9 protein-coding genes are annotated in these 7,908 nt (G+C 64.3%); 4 read left to right on the top strand and 5 right to left on the bottom strand.

The genetic code is table 11. The features are described 5' to 3' along the window. On the top strand, positions 1 to 873 hold an 873-nt coding region (locus tag EOA28_RS17365), incomplete at its 5' end, for an esterase-like activity of phytase family protein (protein WP_128315086.1). Positions 874 to 895: 22 nt separating this feature from the next. Here EOA28_RS17365 and EOA28_RS17360 read toward each other — a convergent pair. From EOA28_RS17360 to rpmB, 5 genes are all read right to left on the bottom strand, one after another. Beyond that, a complete protein-coding gene (locus EOA28_RS17360; RefSeq protein WP_127251829.1) occupies positions 896 to 1,705 on the bottom strand; it encodes a hypothetical protein in 810 nt (269 codons plus the stop codon). Positions 1,706 to 1,921: 216 nt separating this feature from the next. Then, entirely contained in the window at positions 1,922 to 3,697 is a 1,776-nt protein-coding gene (locus EOA28_RS17355) for a GtrA family protein (RefSeq protein WP_127251828.1), read from the bottom strand. Between the two features lie 88 nt (positions 3,698 to 3,785). Next, positions 3,786 to 4,460, bottom strand: a complete 675-nt coding sequence (locus EOA28_RS17350; RefSeq protein ID WP_126081000.1) for a hypothetical protein — start codon at positions 4,458 to 4,460, stop codon at positions 3,786 to 3,788. 58 nt (positions 4,461 to 4,518) lie between these two features. After that, the gene (locus EOA28_RS17345) at positions 4,519 to 5,205 is read right to left on the bottom strand and encodes a queuosine precursor transporter (RefSeq protein WP_128315085.1); all 687 of its coding nucleotides are present in this window, start codon (positions 5,203 to 5,205) and stop codon (positions 4,519 to 4,521) included. A gap of 107 nt (positions 5,206 to 5,312) precedes the next feature. After that, complete coding sequence (gene rpmB, locus EOA28_RS17340) at positions 5,313 to 5,609, bottom strand: 50S ribosomal protein L28 (RefSeq protein ID WP_040989302.1); 297 nt, start codon at positions 5,607 to 5,609, stop codon at positions 5,313 to 5,315. Between the two features lie 257 nt (positions 5,610 to 5,866). Here rpmB and EOA28_RS17335 point away from each other — a divergent pair, with 257 nt between their 5' ends. The 3 genes from EOA28_RS17335 to EOA28_RS17325 all read left to right on the top strand — a co-directional run. After that, a complete protein-coding gene (locus EOA28_RS17335; RefSeq protein ID WP_127251826.1) occupies positions 5,867 to 6,658 on the top strand; it encodes a DUF3108 domain-containing protein in 792 nt (263 codons plus the stop codon). Positions 6,659 to 6,733: 75 nt separating this feature from the next. Continuing rightward, positions 6,734 to 7,621 (top strand): EamA family transporter, encoded by an 888-nt coding sequence (locus EOA28_RS17330; RefSeq protein ID WP_127251825.1) that lies wholly within the window; start codon positions 6,734 to 6,736, stop codon positions 7,619 to 7,621. Beyond that, positions 7,618 to 7,908 (top strand): lysoplasmalogenase family protein (locus EOA28_RS17325; protein WP_245501542.1); only part of this gene is annotated, 291 nt, incomplete at its 3' end. The genes EOA28_RS17330 and EOA28_RS17325, both read left to right, overlap by 4 nt.

The raw sequence follows: 7,908 nt of genomic DNA, 5'->3' as shown, positions 1-7,908 counted from the left end.
GACGAGACGCGGTTCGGGCCGTTCGAATTCGTCGGCGGGCTGGAGATGACCTCGCCGGCGCGCGATTTCGGCGCGCTGTCGGCGCTTCGTTTCTTGAAGCCGGGCAGCGACTTCATCGGGGTCGCCGACACCGGCTTCTGGTTCTTCGGCACGATCGCGCATGACGCCGGCAAGCGACCCTCGGGTGTCAAGAATTTCCGCATGCAGCAGATGGTCGACGCTTCGGGGCGGCCGATCGACCGGAAATGGAAGGTCGACGCGGAAGGGCTCGCGGTGAAGGACGGCATCGCAACCGTCGGCTTTGAGCGCGACCAGCGCGTCGCCCAGTTCAAGATCGACCCCGACAATGTGAAAGCGCCGATCCGGCAGCTCGACTATCTGGTTCCCGCCCACGAGTTGCGCCAGAACCGCGGCTTCGAGACCGTCGCCCATGCCAACCCTTACGGTCAGCATGCGGGCGGGCTGGTCGTGGTTTCGGAGAGGAGCCTCGACAAGGCGGGCAACGTCTACGCCGCCATTATCGAAGGGCCGCACAAAGGCGTCTTCACCATCAAGCGCAATGGCGATTTCGACATCACCGACGGAGCCTTCCGGCCGGACGGCGACCTGCTGCTTCTGGAACGCAGTTTCTCGATCGCGCGCGGGGTGAAGATGCGGCTGCGGCGCATCTATGGTGAGAGCGTCGAGAAGGGCGCGGTCGCCGACGGGCCGGTGCTGATGGAGGCCGATCTGGGCTACCAGATCGACAATATGGAAGGGCTCGACGTCTGGACCCGCGACGATGGCGCGCTGATGGTGTCGCTGGTATCCGACGACAACCATTCGATCCTGCAGCGCAACCTCTATTTGGAATTCATCCTGCATCAGGACTGAACAAGACACGAGCGCCGGGAGATTACCGGCCGACGTGGCGGACTTCGTTCATCACGAAATTGGCGGCGCGCTTGCTCCGGTTGCGGATCTTGAGTGTCGCTGTGTTGTCGACGAAATAGGTGTGAAGGATGCTGTCGCGGGTGCGGACTTCCGGCCCGACAGTATCGACCGCGTGCCAGGTGTCGGCACCGACCGCAAAGGCGTAGCCCGTGTTCGGCGAAAACGACATCCGGCGCGAATTCTCGAAACGCCCGTCCGGCATGCGCTCGGCGAAGCGGGTGCCGATATGGTTGATCGAGTCGTCCTCCGGCAAATAGAACTGGACCGTGATCCCCTTCCATTTCGTGTCGGTGTGGAAGCCAATCTTGTAGCCCGCCACGTCGCGCGTCAGCATCGGCACCGGATACATGCCGACCTTCATGAAATCCGAGCCGAACCGGCGCTCCAGGCCCGGGGCAAGGCGGCGCATAAAGGCTTCCTTCAGTTCCGGCGCGTGCAATGCCTTGCCGACCAGGGCCCAGACGGCCCGTTTCTCAGCTGGCAGATGGCGGATATATTCGGGATAGAGGTCGATCTTGATCCGCGTCGCGGTGCCGTCGGCCTTGATGTTCACATTGTGGCGGCCCTTGAGCGCGCGATATTCGCGCGCCTCCGGCATGGCTGCGCGCATGCGCTGGTAGAGGTCCGCCGGAAAGATATCCGTCATCTCAAGATGCCAGAACGGCTTTTCCACGAAGGTGGCGCGGTTCACCGCCTCCACCATGTGGGAGACAACATGCTGCAGCGTTTGTCTGGCTGATGCTGGCGCCGCCGCGCCGTCTATGACCGACATGGATAACCCTTCCCCAATCCAAAGAACCCCGAACCCAAATTTCTTGAATAGATATATCGCCGACCGTGCGGAATGCTAACCAAAGCACAGGCTGGATTGCAATGATCCACGGACTGACTTCAATCGCGGTTTCCAATCACGAGGTGATGTTGCATCGGCGCAAAGCAAGGGCGTTGCAAGGCACCCGGCGATGCTGATTTGGCCGCAAGCCGATATTCAACGGACCTTGTAGATCTCGATCGGCTTGCCCGCGGTCGACTGGTCCAGTTCAAGCCATGCCGGCAGGTCGCCCTGCAGCAATGCCGCGGCAAGGCCCTTGGGCGCGTCCAAGCCCAACGATATCTCTTCCGTGTTGCCGCGGCAGATCGCGATCAATCCCACTTGCTCGCGATGGATGACGGCGCGGGCTGCCTCCGGCGTTCCCATGAAAGCGTCGAGCATGGCGAGATTGCCAGCGACATTGCGGTGGTAAGGGCCGGCCAGCACCCGGTGGCCGGTGAACATCAATATCCCCGAGCCGAGATTGGACGAAGCAAGCACCGTCGTCGCCGGCAAGGCGGCCAGATCGCGGAAGTCGTCCGGCTTGCCGCAGGTCACGGCATGATCGGGATCTGAATTGATCTCCTGCGGCGCCTTCTGGACCACGGATTGCGCCGCCACCGCTACCCCGGCCCAGGTCGCATTGAGCGAGACCAGCCACGCCATGACGATGGCGGTGGAGATCCGCCAAGAGGGCGCGGCGCTGGCCCTGAGGCGGATTTGCGCGATCCAGGCCGAGAGCGGCAGCACCGCGAAAGCGACGGAAAAGGTCGAGCCGCGCACCTGCCAGAGGCTGACGCCGAAGGCGACGACAAGCAGGATGGCGGCAAGCATCTCCTCGCGGCGCAGGCGACGGCTTCGCAGCTGAAAGCCGATCAGAAGGATCGCGATGAAGGGCGTCACATAGCGCGCCGCCATCAGCTTGGGCTGGTGGATGGCGACGCTCCAGAAGGGCTGCGCTTCGACCACGTCGGCCAGCCAAAAGGTGCGGATGCGCTCGTCCATGCCCGCATAGGGCGACGCCAGGCACTGCGGGAAGGCCGCTATCACAGTCACCGCGACCACCGCGGCCAGCGCCAGCATCGAAACGAACCGTGCCCGAACCGTCGATGCGGTCAATGTCGAGGCGATCGCGAGGCCAAATCCGGAAAGCGCCGCTACGGCGAACTGGAAAAACGAGAAGGCGTCGCATTGGGCAACGGTCCAGTTGGAAGGCCGGATGGTCGCCACGAAGACCAGCAAGGCGACACCGGCAAATCCAAGGCCGAAGCCTCGCGCGGTGGCGTGCTCCTTATCGTCGAGGATGAACAGGACCGCAGCGCAGATGCCGAGCGTCGCCACATAGGGAGCGGTTTCCATGCCGACAGCGAGCGTCAGGCCGGCGCAAATGCCCGACAGCAGGGCGGCAGGCCGCCAGAAGGGCGCTTCCATCAGAAGCCAAAGGCTGGCCGCCGTCAGCAGCAGCTGGACATTGTGGTGATCGATCACGCCGGGGCTGTAGACCATCAGGAAGAAAAGCGCGGCCGTCGACAGGATGAGCGATGGCATCGCGACGTCGGCGCCGGCGAAGCGCCGCGAGGCGCGCATGAGCACGAATATGGTCAGTCCGTAGAGCGTGGTCGGCCAGATGATCCGCGCTGCCCGTTCGGCGGTGGCGGCGCCGGCGCCCAGCGCGTCGAAGACCATGACAAGCAATGCGAGCGGCGCGTCCACCAGCCGGGACCAGTGCATGACGAAACCGCCTGCCGTGCCCATCCTGTATTGATGGAGATCGAACCAGCCCTGCCCGGCGAGCAGGTCGCGGACCTCGACCAGCCGCAGCATGCTGTCATTGTCCGCGCCATTATTCGCAAGGGTTGGGAAGCCGGAAACCGCGTTGACGGTCAACACCACCAGCGTGGCGCATGCCGCAAGCAGGAGATGATTTTTCCAACCGGTGCCTTGCACGGTCATGGTGGTTGCGAAGCCTTGGAGAATTTTCGCGATCCTGCACGATCGGCCGTAACAAAGCGTAAATCCGCCGCAGCTGTGACGGAAAGCGTCAGGGCCGGTTGGTCGCAACCCAGATAACATGGCGGGCGCCGCGCTTGCCGTGGGCGCGCGTGTTGACCTCTTCGACCGCGAAGCCTGCCTGCTTCAGCCGCCAGGTGAAGCCGCCGTCCGGTCCCTGCGACCAGACCGCCAGCACGCCGCCTGGCTTCAAGGCGGCGCTAGCGGCAGCCAGCCCGGCCGCGTCATAGAGCGAGTCATTGCCCTTGTAGACGATGCCCTCGGGACCATTGTCGACGTCGAGCAGGATGGCGTCCCAAGCGGCTTTCCGCACCCTTATCAGCTGACCGACATCAGCCTCGCGAATGCTGACTCGAGGATCCTCGAGGCAGCCGCCGAAGATCGTCGACATCGGCCCACGCGCCCAGCCAACGACCGCGGGGACAAGCTCGGCGACAGTGACGGCGGCATCGCCATCGAGCGCGGCGAGAGCGGCGCGCAAGGTGAAGCCCATGCCGAGCCCGCCGATGAGGATCTCCGGCCGCTTGCGGCCGGCGATCCGCTCGCAGGAAAGCCTGGCGAGCGCCTCCTCGGAGCCGCTGAGGCGGCTGTTCATCAGCTCGTTGGTGCCGAGCATGATCGAGAATTCAGTGCCGCGCTGCTTCAGGCGCAGTTCCTGGCCGCCATCGGGCGTGCGGGCGGAATCAAGCTGAACCCAGGGGATCACGGCCTGTCTTTTGGCTTGAGCATGATCTTTTCCAAAAACCGAGTCCCACTTTTTGGGATCATGCTCCGACGGCGACCGCCGGCTGGCTCCAGCGCGCGGCGAGCAGCCGGTAGGGGATCAGCGCCACGACGGCGATGATGAGCTTGACCGAAAGGTCGCCAAGCGCCCAGGAGACCCAGCGCATCGTCTCGACCGGCAGCATGCCTATTAGCGGCGCGGCCTCCAGCGCGAAACTGTCATTGGGGCCGGCAAAGGCGAAGGCGGCGGAAAAGGCGACGCCGAAGAAGACGAGCGTGTCGAACACCGAGCCGACCAGCGTGCCGACGATCGGCGCGCGCCACCAGCTCTGCCGGCGCAGCCGGTTGAAGACGGTGACGTCGAGCAATTGCGCGGTGAGGAAGGCGGCGCCGGAAGCGGCCGCGATGCGCACCAACCGATCGGCGGCGGTCTCGAACTCGATCAGGCCATGACGGAACAGGAAGGGCGGGACCAGGATCGAGCAGGTCACCGCAGTCATGAAACCCACGAACACCACCTTGCGCGCCACGGCCGGGCCGTAGCGGCGGTTGGCTAGGTCGGTGACCAGGAAGGAGAAGGGATAGGTGAAGGCGCCCCAGGTCAGCAGGTCTGCCAGCGACAGGCCGCCGACCTGGCCCTGCATCGGGAACTGCACGAGGATATTCGACGCCACGACGACAAGCGCCATGGCGGCCACGAAGGGCAGGTATCGCGTCAGGAAATTCATTTTTTTATCCTGGGTAATGGAACCAGCCGAGCGTCAAGGCGACGCTCGCTCATATCCGAGCACCGGTCTGGCCGGTGCCCGAGGCGGTCGTCGTGCCCGAAAGCTACTTAAGCGGCGGACTGCTCGGCAAGCTTCTTGGCGATCTGCTTCTTCAGCAGACGAGCGCGCTGCGACAATTCCTTGACGTCCGCCTTGACCAGGAAGGCGTCGAGGCCACCGCGATGCTCGACCGAACGCAGCGCGTTGGCCGAAATGCGCAGCCGAACGTTCTGGTTCAGCGCTTCGGAAATCAGCGTCACATTGACCAGGTTCGGCAGGAAGCGACGCTTGGTCTTGTTGTTGGCGTGGCTCACATTGTTGCCGGTCTGGACTGCCTTGGCAGTGAGTTCGCAGGTGCGGGACATTTGTCTAACCTTCAGTTTCTAAACCTGCCAAACCATTCTGCCCGCGCCAGGCGGCGCGCGGTCTCAGTCAGGCGGCCTTTGGAAAAGTTGGCGTTCCATAGTGGCATTTCGCCATTGCGTCAAGCTCCGGCACGTCGCCTGCCGTCGGGCGCGCTCCATATAAAGGCCGGATTTCATACTATAAGCCGTTCGCGAAGGGACACGCCAGGCTGGAGCCGTTGCGTTCTGGCCGAACCGCCAGGGATTCGCCAGCCGCCATGCTCCGTCCATCTCATGCATTCGCCACCCTTCTTGCCCTTGCCGTGCCGGCAACAAGCTTCGCCGCCCCCTCGCCACAGTCCTTCAAGGGCGAATATACGGTGTCCTACCTCGGCCTTTCGATCGCCAGGGCCACCTTTTCCAGCCGCTATGTGGGCGATACCTACGCCATCAACGGCACCGTCTCCGCCGCCGGGCTCGGCAGGCTGTTCGACGACACGAAAGGCACGATTTCGTCGAAAGGCATCATTTCCGACAAGCGGATGACGCCGCAGGTGTTCAGGGCCGATTATACGTCCGGTAAGAAGTCCTCCAGGGTCGACATCCGCTTCAGCAACGGGGCGGTCTCCTCCACGCAAGTCGTTCCCGCTCCAGGCAAGCGCGATCCGAAGAGCTGGGTGCCGATCGGCGACGGAGACCTGAAATCGGTGCTCGATCCGATGGCCGCGACCGTGATCCATGCCGACAGCCTGGACAAGGTCTGCGGACGCACGGTCAAGTTCTATGATGGCGAGATGCGCGCCGACCTGACACTGACCTATGCCTCCAAGGGCTCGATCGCGGTGCCGGGCTACAAGGGCGACACGGTGACCTGCAAGATGGGATTCGAGCCGGTGGCGGGCTATCGCAAGGGACGCAAGGCGCTGAACTACCTCAAGAACAAGAGCCGCATGCTGGTGACGTTTGCACCGGTCGGTCAATCCGGCGTATATGCCCCGATCCGCGCCACGGTCGGGACCCAGATCGGTCCGCTGACCATCAGCGCCGGACGGTTCGAAGCGGTAAATTAACTAATTCCGGACGGAAAACCGCAAGGCACTTTTCCTGGATTGCTAGAGGCGCCGCCGCGCGCCGGCGGGGGAGATATGGGGCGCGCAACATTGATCGGATTTTCGGCGGTCGCCATGTGGGCGCTGCTGGCGCTGCTCACCGACGCCTCGGGGCAGGTGCCGCCATTCCTGCTGTCGGCCATCACCTTCGCCATCGGCACCTGCGTCGGGCTGGCGGCCCGGCTGGTGATGCCGGCGCCCGACCGCAGTGAGAAGATCCCGCCACAGGTCTGGGTGATCGGCATAGCCGGCCTGTTCGGCTACCATTTCTTCTACTTTACGGCGCTGCGCAACGCGCCGGCAGTCGAGGCGAGCCTGATCGCCTATCTGTGGCCGCTGCTGATCGTGCTGGGTTCCGCGCTGATGCCGGGCGAGCGGCTGGCCTGGAACCATGTCGTCGGCGCGCTGCTCGGCCTTGCCGGTACCTTCCTGATCGTCACCAAGGGCGGCGGGCTGGCCTTCGACGCGCGTTATGCCTTCGGCTACGCGATGGCCGCCGTCTGCGCGCTTTTGTGGTCGTCCTATTCACTTCTGTCGAGGCGTTTCCCGTCGGTGCCGACCTCGATCGTCACCTGGTTCTGCGCGGCGACGTCGGTGCTTTCGCTGGTCTGCCATTTTCTGCTTGAGAAGACCGTGCTGCCCGACGGCCCCGGACAGTGGCTGGCGGTCATCGGGCTCGGCCTGATGCCGGTCGGCGCGGCCTTCTATGCCTGGGACACCGGCGTCAAACGCGGCAACATCCAGGTCCTGGGCGCCGCGAGCTATGCCGCGCCGCTGTTGTCGACGCTGGTGCTGATCGCCGCCGGCGTCGCCGAGCCGTCGCTGCGCATCCTCGCGGCCTGCGTGCTCATCACCGGGGGTGCTGCGCTGGCCGCGAAGTCTCTGCTGATGCGCAAGCCGGCGGTCAAAGAGGTGAACGCATGATGCCGTTTCCCGGCGGCATCGAGGCCAACGCCAACGCGACGCTTCTGTTCTCGTTCGTCGCGGCCGTGATCTACGCCTTTGCGCTCGACATGCCGGCGAAATGGACGCGCACGGCGGCAAAGACGCTTGCAGTCGCTTTGCTGGCCGTGCTTGCCGTGATGCAGGGCGGTCCGCTGCTGCTCGTCGCCGCGCTGGGCTTGAGCGCCATCGGCGACGCCTTCCTGTCGCGCGACGGCGAAAAGGCCTTCCTCGGCGGGCTGGCGAGCTTCCTCGCCGGCCATGTCGCC

This window comes from Mesorhizobium sp. M2A.F.Ca.ET.067.02.1.1, from assembly GCF_004023285.1.
In the GTDB taxonomy this organism is placed as follows: domain Bacteria; phylum Pseudomonadota; class Alphaproteobacteria; order Rhizobiales; family Rhizobiaceae; genus Mesorhizobium.
This window is presented reverse-complemented; position numbering and strand designations above follow the sequence as displayed.

Coding starts and splice junctions, on each gene's coding strand:
- EOA28_RS17330 (WP_127251825.1), top strand. CDS start 6,734: ATGGGGCGCGCAACATTGATCGGATTTTCGGCGGTCGCCATGTGGGCG.
- EOA28_RS17345 (WP_128315085.1), bottom strand. CDS start 5,205: ATGAATTTCCTGACGCGATACCTGCCCTTCGTGGCCGCCATGGCGCTT.
- EOA28_RS17355 (WP_127251828.1), bottom strand. CDS start 3,697: ATGACCGTGCAAGGCACCGGTTGGAAAAATCATCTCCTGCTTGCGGCA.
- EOA28_RS17335 (WP_127251826.1), top strand. CDS start 5,867: ATGCTCCGTCCATCTCATGCATTCGCCACCCTTCTTGCCCTTGCCGTG.
- rpmB (WP_040989302.1), bottom strand. CDS start 5,609: ATGTCCCGCACCTGCGAACTCACTGCCAAGGCAGTCCAGACCGGCAAC.
- EOA28_RS17360 (WP_127251829.1), bottom strand. CDS start 1,705: ATGTCGGTCATAGACGGCGCGGCGGCGCCAGCATCAGCCAGACAAACG.